Here is a 21,415-nt window from a genome sequence, read left to right on the forward strand (position 1 = left end):
AGGCGCAGCCGATCGTCATTCGACGCAGCGATCTCCAAACAAAAACGCTCCCGCGGATGGCGAATTGCCGCGGGAGCACGGTCGTTCGCCCTTTTAGGACGAACGTGAACTAAAGCAAGCCGGCTTGCGTCATCAGGTCGATGACCTTCTTGGAATTCAGCGTCGCCGGATCGACTTTCGGCGCCTGCAGGTCGGCCAACGGCACGAGCTTGGGGTTGGATTCGTCGCCCTTGCCGACGGCATATTCATACGAGGTACCGGTCTTCAGCACGGCCTGGCCGCCCTTGCCGGTCACCCACTTCAGGAACGCCTGGGCTTCCTTCGGATGCTTGCTGGAAGCCAGCACGCCGCCGCCCGACACCGAGACGAACGCGCCCGGATCCTGGTTCTTGAAATAGTGCAGGCCGACATTCTTGCTGTTCTCGCCGGTCTTGGCCTGATCGCCGATATAGTAATAGTGGTAGATCACGCCACCTTCGATCTCGCCGGCATTGACCGCCTTCATAACCGTCGAGTTGCCCTTATAGGCGGTGAAGTTCGCCTTCATCGCCTTCAGCCAGTCGGCGGTGGCGGCTTCGCCCTTGATCTGAAGGAGCGCGCTGACGATCGCCTGGAAATCGGCGCCGGACGGCGAGGCGGCCCAGCGGCCCTTCCAGCTCGGAGCGGCAAGATCGAGCAGCGACTTCGGCAGTTGGTCTTCCTTGAGCTTGTCCTTGTTGTAGGCAAAAACGGTGCTGCGGGCGGCGACGCCGACCCACTTGCCGCTCGACGGCTGGTATTCCTGCGGAACCTGGGCCAGCGTATCGGCGTCGACCGGCGCGAACAGGCCGGCCGCCTCGACCAGCGCCATGGCCGGCGAGTTCTCGGTCAGGAACACATCGGCCGGCGAGGCCGCGCCCTCTGCGACGATCTGGTTGGAGAAATCGCTGTCGCCGCCGTTGCGCAGCGTGACCTTGATGCCGGTTTCCTTGGTGAAGCCCGCGGCCCATTCCTTGGCGAGGCTCTCATGCTGGGCATTGTAGACGATGATGCCTTGATCCTCGGCCATGGCCGGGGCGGAAATCAGGCCGAGCGCCAGCGCGGCGCCGGCGAGCGTGGAAAGGGCAATCTTCATGGGCATCGTCCTCAAATCTGGAGACAGGGTTTCGGGCACGGCTGCACCTATCAATACCTGATTATTGTAGTCAACATTGTGACCCTGCTTCAATCGGTCGCCGTGCCGCAAACTTTCGTGATTTTGCGGTAGTTTGGCTTGGACATTATTTCGTCGGCCACGTAACAAACCAGGGCCGAGACGCGAACATCGGGGGTAAACTCTTGTGACCGGCAAGGACGAGGCCGAGCTTTCCCGGCTGCTCAGGGCCGCGATCGCGGGAGATGAAAGGGCTTATGCCGACTTTCTGCACCGGATCGCCGCCCTCGTTCGCGGCTTTGTCCGGCGCAAGATCGTTCAGGGCGGAGTCGACCCCGAGGATGTCGTGCAGGAAACCTTGCTGGCCATTCATGTCAAACGCCACACCTGGCGGTCGGATGCGCCGGTGTTGCCCTGGGTCTATGCGATCGCCCGCTTCAAGCTGATCGACGCGTTCCGCCGGCGCGGGCGGCGCATCGAGGTCGAGATCGACGAGATCGCCGAAACCTTCGCCGAGCCGGAGACGGAAACGGTCAGCGAGCGCGACATCAACCGGGCGCTCGACGGGTTGCCGGCGGCGCAGCGCTCGGTGGTCTCCTCGATCTCGGTCGATGGGCAGTCGATCGGCGAGACGGCGGCCAAGCTCGGCATCAGCGAGACGGCGGTGCGGGTGTCGCTGCATCGCGGCCTCGCCGCGATCGCCAAAAGATTTGGACGACAGTGACATGAGGACCGAGGATCTCATCAAGGCGCTCGACGCCGATGCCCGCGACAAGGCGATGCCGATGGGCAAGGCCTGGTGGCTGGCGGTCGGCGTGGCCGTGACGATCGCGGCGGCGGTCTTCTTTGCGACCATCGGGCCGCGTCCCGACATCATGCCGGCCATGCACACGATGCGCTTCATGTCCAAATTCGTGTTCACGCTGGTGCTCGCCGTCAGCGCCTTCGCGCTGATCCGCGCGCTGTCGATGCCGGGTGCTTCGACCAGGCGGGCGATGGCCTGGATGATTGCCGCGCCGCTCTTGGTCGTGCTGGCGGTGGTCCTTGAGCTGTTTGTCGTGCCCCAGGCTGATTGGGGCAAGCGGCTCGTCGGCTCGAACATGATGATCTGCATGACCTTCATCCCGCTGATCGGCATCGGTCCGCTGGCGATCTTCCTCGGCATGCTGCGCTATGGCGCGCCGACCCGGCCGGTGCTTGCGGGGGCGGTCGCCGGCCTGCTTGCAGGCGGGCTCGCGGCAACCTTCTATGCCGCGCATTGCTTCGACGATTCGCCGCTCTTCGTCGCCACCTGGTATACGATCGCGATCGCCTTCCTCACGCTGCTCGGGGCCATCGGCGGGCGGCTTTTCGTGCGCTGGTAGCCGACGCGCACCGATCCTTTGGTACGGTTTGGAAACGGTACCTTAATCATGCCGGCAATTGTTTGCCGGTTAGCGGAGGGATCGCCGCCGTCCACGCAACCATTCCTTAAAACCGATCCGCCAGGGTTGTGGCAACGTGCGTATTGGGTGGGTCGCATTGTGGCGTGGTTGAACTGGAAAGGGCTCCGTGCCGACGGGCACGCTGCGCAAGGTCTGCTGGCGGTCGGCATGGTTGTCACCGCCGCGTCGATCCTGCTGCCGCGCCTTGAATTGGGCGCCGACGCGCTGAGGCTCTGCCTGCAGATATCCGTCGCCATCACCGCCGCGACGCTGTTTTTGTCGGCGCTGTTCATTCACCGCATCGTCGATGACCGCCGTCAGATCGCCGAGAGCGAGCAGCGCTTCCGCCGCGCCATGGAGGATTCGGCGATCGGCGTCGCCATCGTCGGTCTCGACGGGCGCATCAAGCAGGCCAATCCAGCCTTCGCCGCGATGCTGGGCTACAGCCGCGGGGAGATCGAGGCGCTGTCCTTTCCGCAGATCACGCATCCGGACGATCTTTCGATCGGTCGCGAGACGATGATGAATGTGCGGGAAGGCCGGATCAGCTCCTACCATTTCGAAAAGCGCTACCTCAGGAAAGACGGGACCCCGGTCTGGGCGCAGCTTGCCGGCTCGGTCATCCGCGACGAGGACACCGGCAAGCCGCTTTACCTGGTATCGCAGATCGAGGACATCGATGCGCGCAAGCAGGCCGAGGCGCGCATCGCCGAGGCCGAGACCCGATGGAATTTCGCGCTCACCAGTGCCGGACAAGGCATCTGGAGCCTCGACATGCGCAACGGTGGCACGACCTATTCCGAAACCTGGGTGAAGATGTTGGGCTATGCCGACGGCGAGCTCGACGGCGATCCCGACCGCTGGCTGGCGATGATCCATCCCGACGATCGCGAACGCGTCGCCGAGGCGGATCGCGCGCATCTTGCCGGCGAGACGGCCTTCTTCGAGGCGGAGTTCCGGATGCGGCACAAGGACGGCCACTGGGTCTGGATCCTCGACCGCGGCAAGGCGATCGAGCGCGACGGCCAGGGCCGTCTGGTCCGGGCCATCGGCAGCCTGACCGATATCACCGAGCGCAAGGAGGCCGAAGCGCGGCTGATGGTTTCGGCGGCAATGCTGGCCGACGAGAAAGAGCGTCTCAGGGTAACGTTGCAGTCGATCGGCGACGCGGTGATCTGCACCGATGCCGCCAACCGCGTCACCTTCATGAACCCGGTCGCCGAAAAACTCACCGGGGTCGAGGTCGGCGAGGCCATGGGCAAGGTGCTCGGCCATGTCTATTGGGCCGTCGACGAGGAAAGCGGGCAGAGGATCGGCCTGACGCGTCCTTCGGCGAGCGAACGCCCGCACTGCGACCAGAACACACGCGCGGTTCTTGTGCGGCGCGACGACACGCGCTGCAGCATCCGCCAGGTGGTGTCGCCGATCATGAACGACCGCGAGGAGTTCTGCGGTCTCGTCATCGTCTTCCAGGATTTCACCGACGCGCGCGCCCTGCAGCGCCAATTGGCCTACGCCGCCACCCATGACGCGCTGACCGGGCTCGCCAACCGCTCGAGCTTCATCCGCACCATGGAGGAGCTGGTCGACCAGTGCCGCCGCAATGGCGGCGAGCATCAGTTCATGTTCGTCGACCTCGATCACTTCAAGGCGGTCAACGACACCGGCGGCCATGCCGCGGGCGATGCGCTGCTCAAGAGCGTGGCCGATACCTTGCGCAACGTGCTCGGCCCGGAAGACATCGTCGCGCGGCTCGGCGGCGACGAGTTCGCCGTCATCCTCAAATCGGGCGCCGCGGCGCGCGGGCCGATCGCGGCGCGCTCGGTCATCGACGCCATCCGCAACCTCAATTTCAGCTGGGACGGGCGCTCGCATTCGATCGGCGCCAGCATCGGGCTCGCGCCGATCCGCGCCGGTTGCGGCGAAGTGGACGAGATCATCGCCCGCGCCGACGCCGCCTGCTATGCCGCCAAAGCGGCCGGCCGCGGCTGCGTTTCCGCCGCGCCCGACGAGGCTTCGTCCGACGAAATCTCGAAAGAAGTGCCGCCTCTGCCGCTCGCCGCGGCGTCCTGAGCCGCGCCGAAAGCCTTCAGCCGGGCAAGATCAGCGCGTCGGCACCGGATGGTCGCCGCGATAGTCGTAGAAGCCGCGGCCGGTCTTGCGGCCGAGCCAGCCGGCCTCGACATATTTCACCAGGAGCGGGCAGGGGCGGTATTTCGAATCCGACAGGCCCTCATGCAGCACCTGCATGATCGACAGGCAGGTGTCGAGGCCGATGAAGTCGGCAAGCTGCAGCGGTCCCATCGGATGGTTGGCGCCGAGCCGCATGGCGGTGTCGATGGCATCGACCGTGCCGACGCCTTCATAAAGCGTGTAGATCGCCTCGTTGATCATCGGCAACAGGATACGGTTGACGATGAAGGCCGGGAAATCCTCGGAAACGGTGATCGTCTTGTCGAGGTGCTTCACATAGGTCTTGGCGGCCTCGAAGGTGTGGTCCTCGGTGGCGATGCCGCGCACCAACTCGACCAGCTTCATCACCGGCACCGGGTTCATGAAATGAATGCCGATGAAGCGTTCGGGACGATCGGTCTGGGCGGCTAGCCGGGTGATCGAGATCGACGAGGTGTTGGTCGCCAGGATCGCTTCCGGATTGAGCTGCGGGCAGAGCTGCGCGTAGATCTTGCGCTTGACCGTCTCGTCCTCTGTCGCCGCCTCGATCACCAGGTCGGCGGCCGCAAGGTCGGCCATGGCCGGTGCGGCGGAGATGCGCGCCATTGCTTCGTTGCGAGCCTTTTCCTCGAGCTTGCCGGAGCCGACCTGGCGGGCCATGTTGCCGCTGATGGTGGCGATGCCCTTCTCGATGCGGTCGGGCGACACGTCGTGGATCAGCACCTTGTAGCCACCCAGCGCCGAGACATGGGCGATACCGCCACCCATCTGACCCGCGCCGACAATGCCGATCGTCTCGATCTTGCTCATTACCCCGATCCCGTCCGGAGCATTTCCGCTTCTTTGAAGCGCGGAAACGCTCCTATTTGTTTATTTCCCGCAATCCGGGCGCAAAACCGCCGGATTAGCTCCGGGCCTTGATGGCCCGCTTTTTGTGCAGTGCAAACTAAAAGGGCGGGGCGACTTCGTCTACCCCACCCTTCGGATTTTAATATGCCAGGACTGGCGGCGTCAAAGCGCCTTTTGCAGTTCCGGCAGGATGACGAAGAGATCGCCGACCAGGCCGTAGTCGGCAACCTGGAAGATCGGGGCTTCCTCGTCCTTGTTGATGGCGACGATGACCTTCGAATCCTTCATGCCGGCCAGGTGCTGGATGGCGCCGGAGATGCCGACGGCGATGTAGAGGTCGGGCGCGACCACCTTGCCGGTCTGGCCGACCTGCCAGTCGTTCGGCGCGTAGCCGGCGTCGACCGCTGCGCGAGAGGCGCCGACCGCGGCGCCGAGCTTGTCGGCGACCGGCAGGATGACTTCCTGGAACTTCTCCGAGGAGCCGAGCGCGCGGCCGCCCGAGATGATGATCTTGGCCGAGGTCAGCTCGGGACGATCGTTCTCGGAAAGCTTGTTCTCGACGAAGGAGGAGAGGCCCGGATTGGCGGCGGCATTGGCCGTTTCGACCGAGGCCGAGCCGCCTTCCGGCGCCGCCGAGAAGGAAGCGGTGCGCACGGTGACGACTTTCTTGGCGTCGGTCGACTGCACGGTCTGGATGGCGTTGCCGGCATAGATCGGCCGCTTGAAGGTATCCGGCGAGACGACCTCGATGATCTCGGACACCTGGGCGACGTCGAGGAGTGCCGCCACGCGCGGCGCGACATTCTTGCCCGACGAGGTGGCCGGCGCGATGATCGTGTCGTAGCCGCCGGCAAGCGACACCACGAGAGCCGCCGTCGGCTCGGCGAGACGCTCGGCAAGCTCGTCGGCTTCGGCCAGCAGCACCTTGCGCACGCCCTTCAGCTTGGCGGCGGCGTCGGCAGCGCCGTTGGCGCCCTTGCCGGCCACCAGCACGTCGACGTCCGCGCCGATCTGCAGCGCGGCCGACAGCGCCTTGGCGGTCTGGTCGGAAAGACTTGCATTGTCGTGTTCGGCGATGAGGAGAATTGCCATTTTCCTGTTCCTTTCCTGACCGCTTAGAGGACGCCGGCTTCGTTCTTGAGCTTCTCGACCAGCTCGGCGACGCTCTTGACCTTGACGCCCGCCTTGCGGCCGCCCGGCTCCTCGGTCTTGATCACCTTGAGGCGCGGCTTGACGTCGGCGCCGTAGTCTGCCGGGCTCTTCTCGTCGAGCGGCTTCTTCTTGGCCTTCATGATGTTGGGCAGCGAGGCATAGCGCGGCTGGTTGAGGCGCAGGTCGGCGGTGACGATCGCCGGCATCTTCAGCTCGACCGTCTGCAGGCCGCCGTCGACTTCGCGCGTCACCTTGGCCTTATCGCCCGCGAGCTCAATCTTGGAAGCGAAGGTGCCCTGGGCCCAGCCGAGCAGTGCCGCCAGCATCTGGCCGGTCTGGTTCGAATCGTCGTCGATCGCCTGCTTGCCGAGGATGACGAGGCCGGGCTTCTCCGCCTCGACCACGCCCTTCAGCACCTTGGCGACGCCCAGCGGCTCGGTCTGCTCGTCGGTCTTGACCAGGATGGCGCGGTCGGCGCCCATGGCGAGGGCGGTGCGCAGCGTCTCCTGCGCCTGCTGCGGGCCGACCGAAACGACGATGATCTCTTCCGCCTTGCCGGCTTCCTTGATGCGGATCGCTTCCTCTACCGCGATCTCGTCGAACGGGTTCATCGCCATCTTGACGTTGGCGAGCTCGACGCCCAGTCCGTCGGCCTTCACCCGGACCTTGACGTTGGCATCCACAACCCGCTTCACGGGCACAAGGATCTTCATTTTCCTGTCACCTCTCCTGAGATAGTCGGGGCGCTATACCAGCGTGCGCCCTGTCAGAGTTGTCGAAAGCCGACATTACGGGCGGAATATCCGCCCAGCGGTGCCGTTTCCGTAGTGGCGGCAAATCGGCGCGTCAATATCCCACGACACACCCAAATCGGTTCAGTCGCGGGGCGTTGCTGCTCCACGGCCCCATTGCGACGCCGGCTGCGTCGGATCGCCAGCGGCCGGTTCGACGGGAACAGGCGGCTGCTGGACGTTGGGCGTCGGGACCGGCTCGCCGTCGGCGCCGGCCAGCAGCGGTACGCCCCGGCTGCGCAGCACCAGAACCAGGATCGATCCGGCAATGATGCCGCCGATATGGCAGGCCCAGGAGATCTGGTCCTCGCCGCCCGCGGCAAACATCACGACCTGGAACAGGATCCACAGGATCAGCGGGATGAAGGCCGGGATACGCAACGGAATGCGGGCAAAGGCCAACACCCAGACTTTCACCCGGGGGTAGAGGATCAGATAGGCGGCGACGACGCCGGCGATGGCGCCCGAGGCGCCGATCAGCGGCGTTTCCGAATCCCAGGCCACCAGCCCCTGGAAGAAGGCACCGGCGACGGCGCAGGCGAGATAGAAGATCAGATAGCGTATGTGGCCGAGCGCATCCTCGACGTTGTCGCCGAACACCCAGAGGAACAGCATGTTGCCGCCGAGATGGAAGATATCGGCATGCAGGAACGAGTAGGTGAGATAGCTGAGGCTTTCGGGGATGATGACGAATTCGGGCGACAGCTCGACCTTGTCGTGAACCACCGACGGGATGAAGCCGAGGCCGAGAACCGCGGCATTGTTGAAGTTTTCACCGCCGATCGTGGTCGCCAGATAGACCAGCACATTCGCCACGATCAGGCCGATCGTCACATATTGCAGGCGGATGTGGCGCAGCCTGTTGGTGTCGTAAAGCGGGATGAACATCGGACCCTCCCGCCCCTAGATTCAGCGGTTCTTGCCGGGCACCCATAGCACGTCGGCCTTTCCATTGTCATTGACCGCGCGGGCGGCGACGAACAGAAAGTCCGAGACACGGTTGATGTATTTGAGCGCCTCGCGGTTGACCTGCTCGGCCGGATCCTGTGCCAGCGCCACCATGAGGCGCTCGGCGCGGCGCGCCACGGTGCGGGCCAGATGGAGCGCGGCCGCTGCCGGCGTGCCGCCGTTCAGCACGAAGGATTTCAGCGGCTGCAGCTCCTTGTTGATGAGATCGATGTCCTGTTCGACGCGGCTGGTCTGGGCAGCGACGATGCGCAGCGGCTCGTATTCCAGCGGCTTGCCGTCGTCCGGCACGGCGAGGTCGGCTCCCAGATCGAACAGATCGTTCTGGATGCGCGACAGCATGGCGTCGATCGCCGGATGCTCGCTGCCGGTATGGATGCGGGCCATGCCGATGCAGGCATTGGCCTCGTCGACGGTGCCGTAGGCATCGACGCGCAGGTCGGATTTCAGCCGCCGCTCGCCGGTGCCCAGCCCTGTCGTGCCGTCGTCGCCGGTGCGGGTGTAGATCTTGTTGAGCTTGACCACGCGATCCCCCTGAACCGCCCTATTTGCGCGTGAAATAGACCACCAGCAACAGCAGCCCCAAGGCCACGGCCTGCAGCATGATGCGCGCCTGCATCAGCTTGTTCGAGGTCATGCCCGAGCCGCCGCGCATCATGTTGATCAGGCCGCGGACCAGCACGATCACCACGGCGGCCATGGCGATGACAGCGAGGATCTTCAAGGCGATGAGCATCTGGCTGGCTCCGGTTCGGGTTCGGTCAGGCGCGCCTGGCGAGCACGCGGTAGAGCAAGGACGCCGGCAGGACGCGTTTCAGCACCGCGCCGATCTTAGCCGGCACCGTTACCACATAGTGCGGGCGCGGGCGCTGTGACAGAAGCGCGTGGCGGAGCGCCCTGTGCACGATCTCCGGTCCCGGCTTCAGCTTCGACACGCTGCCGCCTGCCTGAAGCCTTGCGAGCTGCGCCTGATAGTCGGCGCGGTGGACGGAATTTTCGACATCGATGTTTTTCAGGAACCAGGGCAGGCCATTGCTGGCGATCTTCGATATCACCGGTCCGGGTTCAATGAGCGAAAGGTGGATGCCGCTGCCTTCGAGCTCCTGGCGCATGCACAGCATCAGGCCTTCGATGGCGTGCTTGGAGGCCGAATATGCGCCCCTGAAACGAACCGGAGCCAGGCCGAGGATCGAGGAGCAGTGGACGAGGCGGCCGTGCCCCTGGCGGCGCATGACCGGCACGACGCGCCGGGTGAGATCGTGCCAGCCGAAGACATTGGCCTCGAACTGTTCGCGAAGTGCGGCGACCGGCAGGTCCTCGACGGCGCCGGGCTGGGCGTAGGCGCCATTGTTGAACAGCGCATCAAGCGTGCCACCGGTGCGTTCAAGCACCGCCTCGACCAATGCCGCGATGGATTCGGGCTCACGATAGTCGAGATAAAAGGCCTCCAAGCCGTCGGCCTCGAGGGCTGCGATGTCGGCCGGCTTGCGCGCCGTGGCGAAGACCCGCCAGCCTTCCGCCCTCAGCGCCCGCGCGCAATAGGCGCCGATGCCGGACGAGGCCCCGGTGACGATGACGGTGCGCAACTGTTTCGCGACGGTGGACGTTGTCTGAACCGGGGTTGCCATTTGCCGCAATCACTTCCCATATTCGCGACGTCGACACAATCGAGCGGAGCGCGGGTCCTTGCTCAGGAATATCGTCGCCGTCAAACGCGTGCTCTACGATGCGATCGGCCATTTCACCAATGATGACGGCTGGGCGATGGCCAGCCATCTCGCCATCACCTCGCTGATGGCGCTGTTTCCGTTCCTGATCTTCGCCACGACGCTGGCAAGCTTTCTCGGCGCGCAGGCGTTCTCGGATACGGCTGTGCATCTCGTCTTCGACACTTGGCCGGAGCAGATCGCCAAGCCGATCGCGCGCGAGGTGCAGAACGTGCTCACCGTTCGACGAAGCGATCTTTTGACCTACGGCGTCGTGCTTGCCGCCTACTTCGCATCGAACGGCATCGAGGCGCTGCGCACCTCGCTCAACCGGGCCTATCGTGTCATCGAAACACGCGGCATCATCTATCGCAGGGTGCAAAGCATCATTTTCGTGCTGATCGCCACGGCCTGCTTCCTGGCCGTCAGCGTGCTCCTGGTGTTCGCCCCGCTGCTGGCCAGGCTGGCAGAGGCGCATCTCGAATGGATCAAGCCCTATATGGGCACCATCACGCTGTGGCGCTACGTCGTCGCCTCGACCGTCATCGTCATCGGGCTGTTCTCCGTGCATATCTGGCTGCCGGCCGGCAAGCGCCGCTTTGTCTCGATCATCCCGGGCATCGTCTTCACGCTGGTCGCCTGGCTCGCTGGCTCGACCATCTTCGCCACCTATCTCGACCATTTCTCGTCCTACGTGACGACCTATGCGGGACTCGCCTCAATCATGATCGCGGTGGTGTTCCTCTACATCATCTCGGCGATCTTCATCCTCGGCGGCGAGCTCAACGCCGCGATCAGCCGGTATCTGGAAGCGCGGGCGCGCGTCGGCTGAGTTGGCGCCGGGCAGAGGAAATGAGGAATTGAAGAATTGAGGAACTGGGGAAAAGGGGCCGGCACTTGGCTCCGTGCTTTTTCTTCAATTCCTCAGTTCTTCAATTCCTCAGTTCCCCTTCCTTTGGCCTGCCGCGCCGTCGCGAGGGCGACGCCGAGCGTGGCGATCGCCATACCGGCGATCTGCAGCAGGTCGAGCTGCTCGTTGAAAAGCAGCCAGGCGATGACCGCCGTCACGACCGGCACGAGGTAGAACAGCGAGGCGACCTTCGACATCTCGCCGTCCCTGATCATCACCATCAACAGGAATATGGCGCCGACCGACAGCACCAGGACCAGCCAGGCCATGGCGAAGATCAGCTCGCCATTAACGGTAACGGTGCGCGTCTCGAGGGCGAGCGAGCCGAGGATCATCACGGCGGAGCCGCCGACATACTGCCACATCGTCGCCGACACCAGATCGCCGCCGGAGGCATAGCGCTTCTGCCAGATGGTGCCTGCGCTCATGCCGAGCACGGAGACGAGCGAAGCCGTCAGCGTCGCCGGCGTGACGCCACCGCCGAGTGCGCCGAGCTTTGGCCAGAGCACGATGACGACGCCAAGCAGCCCGACCGCAAGGCCGGCCCAATGGCGCGGCAGGATCGCTTCGCCGAGGAACTTTCCGGCGAGCACGGCGGTGATCAGCGGCTGCAGGCCGACGATCAGCGCCGATAGACCGGCGGGCATGCCCCTGTGGATCGCCCAGAAGACGGCGCCGAGATAGACGCCGTGCATGAGGACGCCGGCCACCGTTGCGTGCAGCGCTTCTTCGCGCGTCGCCTTGCGCGAGCCGAGCAGAACGGTCAGCCCTGCAAACAGGATCGCCGCTATCACGAAGCGGATGGCAAGGAAGGTAAAGGGTTCCGCCCAGGGCATGGCGTAGCGCGCGCCGATGAAGCCGGTCGCCCACAGAACGACGAAGGAGGCGGGAATGAACCGCTTGATGCTCTGCATTGGGGGAGGCTGCCAGGATGAACGGTTGATGACGGCAATTGCTCTAAAGCCGTTCAATCCCGCAAGCAAAACGAAACGGTTGATCCATAAGCTAAGTCGAATTCAACAAACCGTGCCAAGAGGGGCATGGCGCGCGGGCGCGCCATGGTGAGGCATGTTTTTGCATCTCGACACGACCTGGCTTCTGTTCGCCTTCGCGATCATCGCCGCCTTCGGATTCTTCTTCGGCACTTTGCTCGATGCGATCATGAAGGAGGGCGCCTTCGGTCCGAGCGGCAATACGCTGCTGTTCATCGTCGGCTTTTTCGTTGCGGTGGTGGTCGCCCATAAGCATGGCATCAGCCTGAGCGATCTCAGGCTCGCCGTTGCCTGGGGGCTTGGCGGCGCCTTTGCCTTGATCAGCGTGCTGGCGCTGATCAAGGCCGGTCTGGCGCGGCTCGGATCATAATCCGGACAACTGCCTGATGCCTTGCGGCGACACGCCTGTCTCTCGGAGCGCCGCAAGACCGGTGTCCTTGAAGCTCTTGGACAGTTTCCTGCCGTCCGGGCCAAGGATCAGGCGGTGGTGGAAATAGCGTGGCTGCGGCAGGCCGAGCAGGTCCTGCAGCAGGCGCTGCACCCCGGTCGCCGAATAGAGGTCCTGGCCGCGCACGACATGGCTGACGCCTTGCAGCGCGTCGTCGAGAACGACGGCGAGATGGTAGCTGGTCGGGATGTCGCGGCGGGCGATGATGACGTCGCCCCAGACCTGCGGCCGCGCTTCGATCGCTCGCGTCGCCGACATCGTCTCGTCGGTGAATTCAGTCCATGACAGGGCGCTTGAGACACGCGCCATCGCCGCTTCGACGTCGAGGCGCCAGGCAAAAGGCATGTTCTCGGCAATGCGTCGCTTGCGCTCCCGGGCCGGCAAGGCCTTGTCGAGCGGCGGGTAGTGCGGCACGCCGTCCGGATCGCGCGGCCAGTCGCGGCCGCCGGTCTCGGCGATGAAGGCGCGAATCTCGCCGCGGCTCATGAAAGCGGGATAGACGAGCTCCTCGGCGATCAACCGGTCGAGCACTTCCCGGTATTCGGCAAAATGCTCGGACTGGCGGCGCACCGGCCGTTCCCAGCTCAATCCCAGCCATTCGAGGTCGCGAAAAATGCCGGCCTCGAATTGCGGTGTGCAGCGAGTGACGTCGATATCCTCGATGCGCAGCAGCAAGCGTCCGCCGGCCTGCGCCGCCATCTGCTGGTTGAGCAGGGCCGAATAGGCGTGGCCGAGATGCAGTTCGCCATTGGGGCTCGGCGCGAAGCGGAATGTCAGGAGCGTCATCTTTCAGGCGGCATTCAGGTTGTCAGGTGCTTCCGCCGGTTGATAGTTAGCCATCATTTGTCGCCCTGGGAACAAGCAACGTGCAACGCATCGCCTCGCTTGACGACATTGCGGCAGGGCTCGACGCGCTCTGCCGGATCGACCCGCGGCTGGAGACCGTGCGCGGCAAAGCGGGCGAAGTGCCGCTTCGGCTGTCGGAGCCGGGGTTTCAAAGCCTCGCCTCGATCATCGTTTCGCAGCAAGTGTCTCGCGCAAGCGCCGACGCCATCTTCGGCCGGCTGGTCAAGCTGGTCGACCCGCTCACGCCGCAGGGTATCCTTGCCGCCGGCGAGGACATTTTTCGTGACGCCGGGCTGTCGCGGCCTAAGCAGCGCGGGCTGCTCGCGGTCGCGCAGGCCGTGGCCGGCGGGCTCGATCTCGACCACCTGTGCACGCTGGATGCAGGCGAGGCGATCGCGGCGATGACGTCGGTGCCCGGCATCGGCCCGTGGACCGCCGAATGCTACCTGCTGTTTGCCGCCGGCCATCCCGATGTGTTCCCCGCGCGAGACGTCGCGCTGCAGACGGCGGTCGGCCATGCGCTCGGCATCGACCCGCGTCCGCCGGAGAAAATGCTTATCCAACTGGCCGAATCATGGAGCCCGTATCGGGGTGTCGCGTCGCGGCTTTTTTGGGCCTACTATCGGGAACTGAAGGGCAGGGATGCGACGCCACCTGTCGAAATGGCCAAAAAAGCATGAAAATCATGCGTTTTTAGCGGCTTCAGCGAGAGACAATCCGCTTCACATCCCTGTCATGTCAGGCTTACAGTATCCGCGCCGTTCGGTTCTGGAACGAAGGAGGCAAAGGACGTGACGGTCGCCGTATCTCCGGATGGGCTTCCCGCGCTGGTGCTGAACGCGGACTACCGTCCGCTCAGCTATTACCCCCTGTCGCTCTGGTCGTGGCAGGACGCCATCAAGGCTGTCTTCCTCGACCGGGTCAACATCGTCGCCGAATACGAGCACGCCGTCTCCTCGCCGACCTTCTCCATGAAGCTGCCGAGCGTGGTGAGCCTGAAAGCCTATGTGAAGCCGTCGCGGCATCCCGCCTTCACCCGCTTCAACGTTTTCCTGCGCGACCGCTTCCAGTGCCAGTATTGCGGCACGCCGGAGGATCTGACGTTCGACCATGTCATCCCGCGCCATCGCGGCGGGGCGACGACGTGGGAAAATGTCGTCGCCGCCTGCTCGCCCTGCAATCTCAGGAAAGGCGGCATGATGCCGGCGCAGGCCAAGATGTGGCCGCTGCAAAAACCCTACCAGCCGACGGTGCACGACCTGCACAACAATGGCCGCCTGTTCCCGCCCAACCATCTGCATGAAAGCTGGATGGATTATCTCTACTGGGATGTCGAGTTGGAGCCATAGGGCCGCTTTCAACGATTGGGGCTGGTTGGCTGTCACCCATGTACAGGACAACAATCGAGTGCCTCGATGTGCCGCCTCATTTGGGTCCGCAGGCGGCCATCGACATCGAGCAAGAGTTTCGCATCCATAGGACTTGGCACAAGGAGCCAAGCTGTGCCTACGACGATGGAAAACTCCTACTCGTTGCGCGCAACGACTTTGACGTCGATGGAAGGGCGCTTCTCGACGAGTTCTGGGACTGTCTCGCCGCGTATCTCGGTGAGCACGGAGAGATGCGCATTCTCAGTGTCGAGCAAGCCTGAAGCCGCCACCGGATAGTTCAATCCCGCGCGAGCGCGCTGCGGAAGGCGACGGCGGCGAGGATGAGGCTGGCGATGGCGTTCCAGCCGGCGAGCGACAGGCCGAGGATGCGAAGCGCCGCCTTGTCACAGGACGGCGGCACGAATTTGTCGAGCGCGTCGAGCACGCCCTTGCCGCCGGTGTCGACCGGGCCGGCGCCGGCGGTGCAGTCGGCCGGACCTTGCCACCACGCCCATTCGACGCCCGAATGGTAGACGCCGAGATAGAGGCCGTAGAGCATCAAAAGGCCGCCGATCGCGAGCAGGCCGCGCGTCACCCAGGCCGGCGCGCGCAGCATCGAGGCGATCACCGCCAGCACCATCAGCGGCACGCCGACATAATAGGGGGTGCGCTGCTCGAGGCAGAGATGGCAGGGGATGTAGCCGCCGATATACTGGAAGGCCAATGCCGAGCCGACGGTCGCGGCCATGGCGACGGCGAGAAAGAGCGCCGCGCGGGTGCGCTGGCGTCCGGTGTCGGCATTCATAGTCGCTGTCATCGATGGAGATCCGTTGTTGCGTCGCTATCCGTGGGCGTATCTGACGAGGATATAGAGCAAAATCAGGGCAGCGGCGCCGGCGCCGACAATCAATCCCAGACGCTTTTCGATAAACTCCTTGATCTCCTCGCCATAGCGGCGCAGCAGCCAGGCAAGCAGCAGGAAGCGGGCGCCGCGCGCCACGATGGCCGAGACGATGAAGACCAAAAGATTGACGTGAAGCGCGCCGGCCAGAATGGTGACCACCTTGATCGGCGGCAGGTGAGCGGCGCCGGATGTGACGAGCAGCACCAGCATCAGCCCGGCGCCGGACGACTGCCACTTCTCGAATGTGGCAATGCCGCCGAAATGCTCCAGGATCGGCCGTGCTATCGTGTCGTAGGCATAGTAACCGATCAGCCAGCCGGCAATGCCGCCCAGGACGGAAGCAGCCGTGGCGGTCAGCGCGTAGCGATAGGCGCGTTCGGGCCGCGCCAGCGCCATGGGCAGGAACAGCACGTCGGCCGGGATGAAGAACACCGAGCTTTCGACGAAGGCGATGAAGGCCAGCCACCATTCGGCCGATTTCCTCGCCGCCAGCGACAGGGTCCAGTCGTAAAGTCCGCGAAGCATCGGCTCTCCTAATCCTTGGCGCCCCGAGGCGCTTGGCGGTTTTGGGCAACGACAGGCAGGAAGACAAGGACCCAAAGCGCCGCATCCAGCTTCCGGAAGCGAGGCGCTCAACGCATAGCCTGTCTAAAAAGAATTTCCGCGCCGCACAATGTCTGCGTCGGCGCGAGGCCGAAGGGTGAGGCAATGCCGCCGGTTCCACTGGCAAATCCGCAACAGGCCAGTTGACGAACACCCATCCGCCCGTATAGTCCGCGCCCATCCAGGCCGCCCGGCCTGAGCCCCTATGGCGGAATTGGTAGACGCGCTCGACTCAAAATCGAGTTCCGCAAGGAGTGCTGGTTCGATCCCGGCTAGGGGCACCATCCTTCGCTCTGCGAGCTTCGGATGGCGGGCCATCCCAAAGCGCTTTACCGCATGTTCCCGGTGTGCCCTTGCGAGTAGCGCCCCGGCTGCGGCCAGACCGTCAGCCCATGCGGCTCGACGCCGACGCGGATTTTCGTCACCGCGCCGCTGGTGGTGTCGATCATGTAGACGTCGCTGTCGAAGCGGCCGGAAAGCCAGAGCTGCTTGCCGTCGGCGCTGACATTGCCCATGTCGGGGCTGCCGCCGTCGGGGATCGGCCATTGCGCGGCCACGGCGCGGGTGGCGAAGTCGATCACCGTCACGCTGCCCGGGCCCTTGGCCTTGCCCTGCTCCATCTTGTGCGAGCCGCGGTTCGAGACATAGAGGCGCTTGCCGTCGCGACTGACGACGAAGCCATGCGTGCCGATGCCGGTCGGGATGAAGCCGATTTCCTTGAAACTGTCGCCGTCGACCAGGAACACGCCGTCATTCATCATGTCGGCGACGTAGAAGACCTTGCCGTCGGGCGAGAGGCGGATGTCCTGCGGCATGCCCATCTTGGAGAGGTCGAGGTGGCCGAGCACCTTCTGGTTCTTCAGGTCGATCTTGGCCAGGCCGCCATCGCCATATTCGCAGGTGAAGATCGCATAGGAGCCGTCACCTGAGAAATCGGCATGGTTGATGCCGGGGCAGGTCGGTGTCGGCAGGCTCGATTTCAGCGCCATGGTGTGCGGGTCGCGGAAATCGAGCTGCTGCATCGCCTCGTCGACGACGATTGCGGCGCTGCCGTCCGGCATGAAGTACACATTGTAGGGATCATCGACGGCGATCTGCTTGCCGGGCTTGGCCGTCATCGGGTCGATCGGCGTCAGGCTGCCGTTGCTGCCGGTGCCGTTGTTGGCGACCCACAGCGTCTTCAGATCCCAGGACGGCACGACATGCTGCGGCTTGCTGCCGACCGTGAAGCGGTCGACTTCCTTCAGCGTCGTCGTGTCGATCACCGAGACGCTGTTCGAGGAACGGTTGGGCACGTAGACGCGCGGCAGCGCTCCGGTCGTCACCGGGCTCAGATGGCCAGCGGCGGTGTGCTTGTAGATGTTGACCGGCGGTGGTGGCGGATCGCTGCAATCCTCGGGGCAGGAGCCAGCTTGCGACGCGCCGGGCTGCACCGAGACAAGCAGCGCCAGCGGCACGCAAAGACGGATGAAGCGCAGGGAAGTCTCGATCATTTTGGCTGACTTGCGATGAAGGCGCGGATTTCATCCGTCGTCCCGTTGACGATGAGATCCACGCCGAGCTGCCCGAATTGGGCGGAGGACCTTGCCGGATCGCCGCCGTAAACGCCATCCCCGGCACCGAGCTTCGGCGGGCCTGCAAGACGATCCCTGCGCACCAGCGATGGGTCGACGGCGAGCATCAGTGAGGTGTCGGCCAGGCCGGCATGCGTTCCGATTTCGGCGCGTGTGGCGCCGGCGGCCAGCAGTCTGTCGGTGTAGGGCCCTTGCGTGAACCGATAGTAATCGAGCGCGGCAAAGACCCGCACCGGCGTCCTCTTCCATTCGGCATTGAGCCGGTCGGCCACGTGGCGTTCGTCGGCCTGGTAGCCACCGTGATCGCCGATCAGCACGATGGTCTTGAAGCCGGCATGCCTGAAGCTGCGGGCCGTGGATTCGAGCAATTGCTCGAAAGTCCCGTCATCGACGGAGATGGTTCCCGGAAAACGCATGTGCTCAGTAGGCGGATCGATATTGCCTTCCGGCACATAGGCGATGACCGGCGCGACCAGCGCATTGCCCAGTGTCGCGGCAATCTTCTCGGCGAGGGCCTTCACCCGCACATTGTGCTTGCCCAGCGCCATTGCCGGGCCGCTCTGCTCGGTGCCGCCGATCGGAACGATGATCGTGGTCGTTCCCGCCGCGACCAGGTCGCGCAACTCGGTCCAGGTCAGATCTTCCAGGAAGACCGAAGCGTTTGCCGGGTTGATCGCCGGCAAGAACAACAGCAGCGTGGCGCCAGCCAGGATGCGCCGCAGCGCGCGCCTTCCGATCTCAAGATGCATACCCTTGTACCCGCTGCCTTTCTAGCGCCGCTTCAGCAGGCTCCGCATGCGGTTGCGCAGGATGCGCGCCATGTTGCGGGTCTCACGGTAGAGATGCAGTTGCGAGGCCGCCTGGCGGGCCAGCCGGTCGGCATCCGGCGTCAGTCCGACCACCAGCGTGCCCATCGGCTTGCGCTCGCTCCACAGGCGGCTCATCACCGGGTGGTCCGGCACCGCGCAGGAATCGGTCATGACGATGTTGGGATCGTCGAGATGCTGCTTGGTCACCTCGATCATCAAAAGCGTGCCCGGCGAATAGGTGGCGAGCGCCTCGTCATAGGCCGTCTTCCAGGTGTGGGCGACGCCGGCCTCGACGAAGACGACCAGGCAGGCGATGGTGCGGCCGTCGAGCGTCAGCAGATGGATGCGGCACATGTCCTGCTCGGCCAATCTGTGCACGGCTTCGCGGGCGAAGGCGGCGCGGTAGCGGTCGATCGCCATCGCGGTGCGCTCGCGGCCTTTCCAGCCGGCTGCTTCCAGGGTCAGGAAGCTTTCGATGGCATGGCGGATCTCGTCCGGTCCGCGCGCCACGATGTGCTCGAGCTTGCCTTGATCGGCGAGGCGCCGCTTCAGGCGGCGGAATTCGCGATAATGGTGCGCGCGCAGCGAGGCCTTGAGATAGTCCTCGCCGTCGGCATCGCTTTCAAGCACCGGGCGCTCGACCTTGCCGGTGGTCACCAGGGTCAGGCCGCGGCTGTCGGCAAAGGAGGTGAGCAGGCTCGCCACCGGACCGTCGAGCCTCATGTCGGGCAGCACGAAGACCTTGGGCAGCTTGAGATGCGGCCTCGACAGCATCGAGAAGAAGTCCTCGATGACGCCGACCGGATCGTCGCGGTCGACCAGCGGCGTCCCGAGGGGGCCGAACGGGCTCGACCATGTGCGCATCACCGGGACGCCGAGCGGGATCGCCGGGCGCTCGACCGAGAACGGCACCAGAAGGCGCAGCCGGTTGCGGTACTCGTCGCCGTCGCGGATGACGGCCAGCCGCACCTCGCGGTCTTCCAGCCGGGGCATCGCCGGCGCCAGGAAGCGCGGGTTGAAGAAGACGTTGGGCTCGATCGTGCGGGCGCTGAGATAGTCGAGCTCCTCGACTAGGTCGAAGCCGGCCGAGGCCGGGTAGATGGCGAGCTTGCGCTCCGGCCTGTTGCTGGCGAACAGTTCGATATGGGCGGGGTCCGCCTCGCGCGCCAGGCCGGCAAGGTTGGAGACCATGGCGCCGGCGGGGCCGCCGCTGGTCTCTTCGAGCAACGGGACGGCGGCCATCAGGCGACTTCCTTCTTTGCAGGCACGAAGATCGCCATCACGATGCCGAGCTTGCGCCAGACGGTGAAGGAGAGCGCGCTGGCCTCGAAGACCATGGCGAGGCTAGTGGCGATCGCCGCGCCCCAGAGGCCGAACAGCGGGATCAACAGCACGTTGAGGCCGATGTTCAGCGCAAGCGTCATGGCATAGACGGCGGCGCAGATGTTCTGGTTGCCGCTCATGGTGAGCAGGCTCTCGCAGGGGCCGACGGCGGCGCGCGCGACCACGCCCAGCACCAGCAGGAAGAGCAGTGGGTAGCCGGCGGTGAATTCGGGGCCGAACAGCACCAGCATCGGCTCGCCCAGCGCCAGCACCAGCAGCGCCATCAAGAGCGAGGGCCAGAAGGTCCAGGTGACGGTCTCGCGGGCGAAGGCGGCGAGCCTGTCGGGATCGCCATGGGTGAACTGCGCGTAGCGCTGGGCAACGCCGGCCTTGACCGCGAAATAGACGAAATGCACCAGCGCCAGCGTCTTCACCGTGGCGAAATAGACGGCGACGTCATTGGGCTGGAGATAGGCGCCCACCATCAGCACGTCGGCATTGGTGAGCAGGAAGAAGAAGCTCTCGACCAGGAAGATCGGCAGCGAAACGAGGATCCATTGGCCGAAATGCACGGCCATCGGCCCGGCCGGTATCTTTTTCTCCATGCGCGAGGTGACGGCCATCAGCTGGCCGAGCGTCGTGACATAGGTGGCGGCGATCGAGGCGAAGATCGCCGTCTTGGCGTCGGGCTCGTAGTGCAGGCCAAGCATCAGCGCCATGAACGCCAGGATCAGTACCGGCCGCACCAGATAGGTGGGAGACAGCGCCAGCAGCGCCCAGGAATTGGCGCGCGCCAGCCCCTGCAGGAGATCGCCGAGCGCGATCATCGGCAGGCAGATGACGCCGAGGATGAAGGGGATGACGTAGTAGTTCTCGATCCAGTCCGAGGCGAGCCACACGCCAAGGGCGCCGAGGCCCGCGATCAGCGTCGAGGCCACGAGCACGAACAGCCGGCTGGCCAGCACGATGCCGCGCAGCTCGGCCAGCATGCCGCGCTCGCGATATTCAGGAATGAAACGGATCACCGAGGTGTGGAAGCCGAGGCAGGCGAGGTTGCCGACGATGACCATCGTCACCCAGACCAGCACCGAGATGCCGTATTCGAACGAGCCCAGCCAGCGCGCCATCAGCACCTGGCTGACAAAGGCGATGAAGGCGCTGATGATGCGGATGGAAAAGGCGATCAGCGACATGCGCCCGGCTTCGCCGCGTTCGTCGGCAGTGAACAGCACGGCGTCGATGCGGCCAAGCAACGGACGCATGCGCAGCGCCCAGCGCTGCGGCAGGAACCGCCCGGCAGTCGTCGCCGCGGAAAAGCGCACCCCGAATACTCTCCGTTTTCCGCCTCTTTTCAAGGTTTCGGTCTATCCGAAACACCTTAAGAAAGGGTGGGTGGGGTGCGGGGACTTGCCTTCTCCCCTTGTGGGAGAAGGTGGCCGCGCAG

24 protein-coding genes and 1 tRNA gene are annotated in these 21,415 nt (G+C 64.6%); 9 read left to right on the forward strand and 16 right to left on the reverse strand.

The features are described 5' to 3' along the window. Positions 1-109 precede the first annotated feature (109 nt). Positions 110-1,114, reverse strand: a complete 1,005-nt coding sequence (locus AC0YKC_RS09990; RefSeq protein WP_488510951.1) for an iron ABC transporter substrate-binding protein — start codon at positions 1,112-1,114, stop codon at positions 110-112. Between the two features lie 205 nt (positions 1,115-1,319). Here AC0YKC_RS09990 and AC0YKC_RS09995 point away from each other — a divergent pair, with 205 nt between their 5' ends. The 3 genes from AC0YKC_RS09995 (at position 1,320) to AC0YKC_RS10005 (ending at position 4,629) form a co-directional block, all read left to right on the forward strand. Continuing rightward, positions 1,320-1,856 carry a sigma-70 family RNA polymerase sigma factor gene (locus AC0YKC_RS09995; protein WP_320296712.1) on the forward strand — a complete coding sequence of 179 codons (537 nt, stop codon included), beginning with the start codon at positions 1,320-1,322 and terminating at the stop codon, positions 1,854-1,856. A gap of 1 nt (position 1,857) precedes the next feature. Then, positions 1,858-2,496 (forward strand): NrsF family protein, encoded by a 639-nt coding sequence (locus AC0YKC_RS10000; protein ID WP_320296713.1) that lies wholly within the window; start codon positions 1,858-1,860, stop codon positions 2,494-2,496. Between the two features lie 228 nt (positions 2,497-2,724). After that, on the forward strand, positions 2,725-4,629 hold the full coding sequence (locus AC0YKC_RS10005) for a PAS domain S-box protein (protein ID WP_488510952.1): 1,905 nt from the start codon (positions 2,725-2,727) through the stop codon (positions 4,627-4,629). Positions 4,630-4,659: 30 nt separating this feature from the next. On the opposite strand, the gene AC0YKC_RS10010 is transcribed toward AC0YKC_RS10005, so the two are convergent. The 7 genes from AC0YKC_RS10010 to AC0YKC_RS10040 form a co-directional block, all read right to left on the reverse strand. After that, the gene (locus AC0YKC_RS10010; RefSeq protein ID WP_488510953.1) at positions 4,660-5,538 is read right to left on the reverse strand and encodes a 3-hydroxybutyryl-CoA dehydrogenase; all 879 of its coding nucleotides are present in this window, start codon (positions 5,536-5,538) and stop codon (positions 4,660-4,662) included. Between the two features lie 201 nt (positions 5,539-5,739). Next, the gene (locus AC0YKC_RS10015) at positions 5,740-6,669 is read right to left on the reverse strand and encodes an electron transfer flavoprotein subunit alpha/FixB family protein (RefSeq protein WP_488510954.1); all 930 of its coding nucleotides are present in this window, start codon (positions 6,667-6,669) and stop codon (positions 5,740-5,742) included. Positions 6,670-6,692: 23 nt separating this feature from the next. After that, positions 6,693-7,442 carry an electron transfer flavoprotein subunit beta/FixA family protein gene (locus tag AC0YKC_RS10020; RefSeq protein WP_224714095.1) on the reverse strand — a complete coding sequence of 250 codons (750 nt, stop codon included), beginning with the start codon at positions 7,440-7,442 and terminating at the stop codon, positions 6,693-6,695. A gap of 162 nt (positions 7,443-7,604) precedes the next feature. Continuing rightward, positions 7,605-8,408, reverse strand: coding sequence for a rhomboid family intramembrane serine protease (locus AC0YKC_RS10025; RefSeq protein WP_320296718.1), 804 nt, complete (start codon positions 8,406-8,408; stop codon positions 7,605-7,607). Positions 8,409-8,429: 21 nt separating this feature from the next. Beyond that, the gene (locus AC0YKC_RS10030) at positions 8,430-9,011 is read right to left on the reverse strand and encodes a cob(I)yrinic acid a,c-diamide adenosyltransferase (protein WP_488510955.1); all 582 of its coding nucleotides are present in this window, start codon (positions 9,009-9,011) and stop codon (positions 8,430-8,432) included. Positions 9,012-9,030: 19 nt separating this feature from the next. Then, positions 9,031-9,222 carry a twin transmembrane helix small protein gene (locus AC0YKC_RS10035; protein WP_320296720.1) on the reverse strand — a complete coding sequence of 64 codons (192 nt, stop codon included), beginning with the start codon at positions 9,220-9,222 and terminating at the stop codon, positions 9,031-9,033. Positions 9,223-9,247: 25 nt separating this feature from the next. After that, positions 9,248-10,114, reverse strand: coding sequence for an SDR family oxidoreductase (locus tag AC0YKC_RS10040; protein WP_488510956.1), 867 nt, complete (start codon positions 10,112-10,114; stop codon positions 9,248-9,250). Positions 10,115-10,172: 58 nt separating this feature from the next. On the opposite strand from AC0YKC_RS10040, the gene AC0YKC_RS10045 reads away from it, so the two are divergent. Continuing rightward, positions 10,173-11,024: a YihY/virulence factor BrkB family protein gene (locus AC0YKC_RS10045; protein WP_320296722.1), complete on the forward strand. Its 852-nt coding sequence runs from the start codon at positions 10,173-10,175 to the stop codon at positions 11,022-11,024. A 92-nt stretch (positions 11,025-11,116) separates the two neighbouring features. Here the strand turns inward: AC0YKC_RS10045 and AC0YKC_RS10050 are convergent, their stop codons facing one another. Further along, on the reverse strand, positions 11,117-12,016 hold the full coding sequence (locus tag AC0YKC_RS10050) for a DMT family transporter (RefSeq protein WP_488510957.1): 900 nt from the start codon (positions 12,014-12,016) through the stop codon (positions 11,117-11,119). A 154-nt stretch (positions 12,017-12,170) separates the two neighbouring features. Between AC0YKC_RS10050 and AC0YKC_RS10055 the strand changes: the two genes are divergently transcribed. Next, a complete protein-coding gene (locus AC0YKC_RS10055) occupies positions 12,171-12,464 on the forward strand; it encodes a hypothetical protein (protein ID WP_320296724.1) in 294 nt (97 codons plus the stop codon). Here the strand turns inward: AC0YKC_RS10055 and gluQRS are convergent. Continuing rightward, a complete protein-coding gene (gluQRS, locus tag AC0YKC_RS10060; protein WP_488510958.1) occupies positions 12,459-13,328 on the reverse strand; it encodes a tRNA glutamyl-Q(34) synthetase GluQRS in 870 nt (289 codons plus the stop codon). The genes AC0YKC_RS10055 and gluQRS overlap by 6 nt on opposite strands. 80 nt (positions 13,329-13,408) lie before the next feature. On the opposite strand from gluQRS, the gene AC0YKC_RS10065 reads away from it, so the two are divergent. The 3 genes from AC0YKC_RS10065 (at position 13,409) to AC0YKC_RS10075 (ending at position 15,039) form a co-directional block, all read left to right on the forward strand. After that, positions 13,409-14,068 carry a DNA-3-methyladenine glycosylase family protein gene (locus tag AC0YKC_RS10065; protein ID WP_488510959.1) on the forward strand — a complete coding sequence of 220 codons (660 nt, stop codon included), beginning with the start codon at positions 13,409-13,411 and terminating at the stop codon, positions 14,066-14,068. Positions 14,069-14,179: 111 nt separating this feature from the next. Continuing rightward, positions 14,180-14,737 (forward strand): HNH endonuclease, encoded by a 558-nt coding sequence (locus tag AC0YKC_RS10070; RefSeq protein WP_027167440.1) that lies wholly within the window; start codon positions 14,180-14,182, stop codon positions 14,735-14,737. A gap of 38 nt (positions 14,738-14,775) precedes the next feature. Further along, positions 14,776-15,039, forward strand: coding sequence for a hypothetical protein (locus AC0YKC_RS10075; protein ID WP_434724165.1), 264 nt, complete (start codon positions 14,776-14,778; stop codon positions 15,037-15,039). 17 nt (positions 15,040-15,056) lie between these two features. Here AC0YKC_RS10075 and AC0YKC_RS10080 read toward each other — a convergent pair whose 3' ends face one another. Continuing rightward, positions 15,057-15,575, reverse strand: coding sequence for a disulfide bond formation protein B (locus tag AC0YKC_RS10080; RefSeq protein WP_320296727.1), 519 nt, complete (start codon positions 15,573-15,575; stop codon positions 15,057-15,059). 24 nt (positions 15,576-15,599) lie between these two features. Then, positions 15,600-16,187: a YqaA family protein gene (locus tag AC0YKC_RS10085; RefSeq protein WP_488510960.1), complete on the reverse strand. Its 588-nt coding sequence runs from the start codon at positions 16,185-16,187 to the stop codon at positions 15,600-15,602. Between the two features lie 277 nt (positions 16,188-16,464). On the opposite strand from AC0YKC_RS10085, the gene AC0YKC_RS10090 reads away from it, so the two are divergent. Further along, a tRNA-Leu gene (locus AC0YKC_RS10090) sits at positions 16,465-16,549 on the forward strand. A 45-nt stretch (positions 16,550-16,594) separates the two neighbouring features. Here the strand turns inward: AC0YKC_RS10090 and AC0YKC_RS10095 are convergent. The 4 genes from AC0YKC_RS10095 to AC0YKC_RS10110 are packed head-to-tail and all read right to left on the reverse strand — an operon-like array spanning position 16,595 to position 21,293. Next, positions 16,595-17,758, reverse strand: a complete 1,164-nt coding sequence (locus tag AC0YKC_RS10095; protein ID WP_488510961.1) for a YncE family protein — start codon at positions 17,756-17,758, stop codon at positions 16,595-16,597. Next, positions 17,755-18,588, reverse strand: coding sequence for a creatininase family protein (locus AC0YKC_RS10100; protein ID WP_488510962.1), 834 nt, complete (start codon positions 18,586-18,588; stop codon positions 17,755-17,757). Before AC0YKC_RS10100 ends, AC0YKC_RS10095 begins: the two co-directional genes overlap by 4 nt. Before the next feature lie 21 nt (positions 18,589-18,609). Then, the gene (locus AC0YKC_RS10105) at positions 18,610-19,890 is read right to left on the reverse strand and encodes a GNAT family N-acetyltransferase (RefSeq protein ID WP_488510963.1); all 1,281 of its coding nucleotides are present in this window, start codon (positions 19,888-19,890) and stop codon (positions 18,610-18,612) included. Next, a complete protein-coding gene (locus AC0YKC_RS10110) occupies positions 19,890-21,293 on the reverse strand; it encodes a lipopolysaccharide biosynthesis protein (RefSeq protein ID WP_434724161.1) in 1,404 nt (467 codons plus the stop codon). The genes AC0YKC_RS10105 and AC0YKC_RS10110 overlap by 1 nt, the downstream gene beginning before the upstream one ends. Between the last annotated feature and the right edge of the window lie 122 nt (positions 21,294-21,415).

It is taken from the genome of Mesorhizobium sp. CNPSo 4661 (assembly GCF_057784215.1).

Bases quoted from the DNA above. Each gene is read 5' to 3' on its own strand.
- AC0YKC_RS09990 (WP_488510951.1), bottom strand. From the start codon at position 1,114: ATGAAGATTGCCCTTTCCACGCTCGCCGGCGCCGCGCTGGCGCTCGGC.
- AC0YKC_RS10000 (WP_320296713.1), top strand. From the start codon at position 1,858: ATGAGGACCGAGGATCTCATCAAGGCGCTCGACGCCGATGCCCGCGAC.
- AC0YKC_RS10005 (WP_488510952.1), top strand. From the start codon at position 2,725: ATGGTTGTCACCGCCGCGTCGATCCTGCTGCCGCGCCTTGAATTGGGC.
- AC0YKC_RS10010 (WP_488510953.1), bottom strand. From the start codon at position 5,538: ATGAGCAAGATCGAGACGATCGGCATTGTCGGCGCGGGTCAGATGGGT.
- AC0YKC_RS10015 (WP_488510954.1), bottom strand. From the start codon at position 6,669: ATGGCAATTCTCCTCATCGCCGAACACGACAATGCAAGTCTTTCCGAC.
- AC0YKC_RS10020 (WP_224714095.1), bottom strand. From the start codon at position 7,442: ATGAAGATCCTTGTGCCCGTGAAGCGGGTTGTGGATGCCAACGTCAAG.
- AC0YKC_RS10025 (WP_320296718.1), bottom strand. From the start codon at position 8,408: ATGTTCATCCCGCTTTACGACACCAACAGGCTGCGCCACATCCGCCTG.
- AC0YKC_RS10035 (WP_320296720.1), bottom strand. From the start codon at position 9,222: ATGCTCATCGCCTTGAAGATCCTCGCTGTCATCGCCATGGCCGCCGTG.
- AC0YKC_RS10040 (WP_488510956.1), bottom strand. From the start codon at position 10,114: ATGGCAACCCCGGTTCAGACAACGTCCACCGTCGCGAAACAGTTGCGC.
- AC0YKC_RS10050 (WP_488510957.1), bottom strand. From the start codon at position 12,016: ATGCAGAGCATCAAGCGGTTCATTCCCGCCTCCTTCGTCGTTCTGTGG.
- AC0YKC_RS10055 (WP_320296724.1), top strand. From the start codon at position 12,171: ATGTTTTTGCATCTCGACACGACCTGGCTTCTGTTCGCCTTCGCGATC.
- gluQRS (WP_488510958.1), bottom strand. From the start codon at position 13,328: ATGACGCTCCTGACATTCCGCTTCGCGCCGAGCCCCAATGGCGAACTG.
- AC0YKC_RS10075 (WP_434724165.1), top strand. From the start codon at position 14,776: ATGTACAGGACAACAATCGAGTGCCTCGATGTGCCGCCTCATTTGGGT.
- AC0YKC_RS10080 (WP_320296727.1), bottom strand. From the start codon at position 15,575: ATGACAGCGACTATGAATGCCGACACCGGACGCCAGCGCACCCGCGCG.
- AC0YKC_RS10085 (WP_488510960.1), bottom strand. From the start codon at position 16,187: ATGCTTCGCGGACTTTACGACTGGACCCTGTCGCTGGCGGCGAGGAAA.
- AC0YKC_RS10095 (WP_488510961.1), bottom strand. From the start codon at position 17,758: ATGATCGAGACTTCCCTGCGCTTCATCCGTCTTTGCGTGCCGCTGGCG.
- AC0YKC_RS10100 (WP_488510962.1), bottom strand. From the start codon at position 18,588: ATGCATCTTGAGATCGGAAGGCGCGCGCTGCGGCGCATCCTGGCTGGC.
- AC0YKC_RS10105 (WP_488510963.1), bottom strand. From the start codon at position 19,890: ATGGCCGCCGTCCCGTTGCTCGAAGAGACCAGCGGCGGCCCCGCCGGC.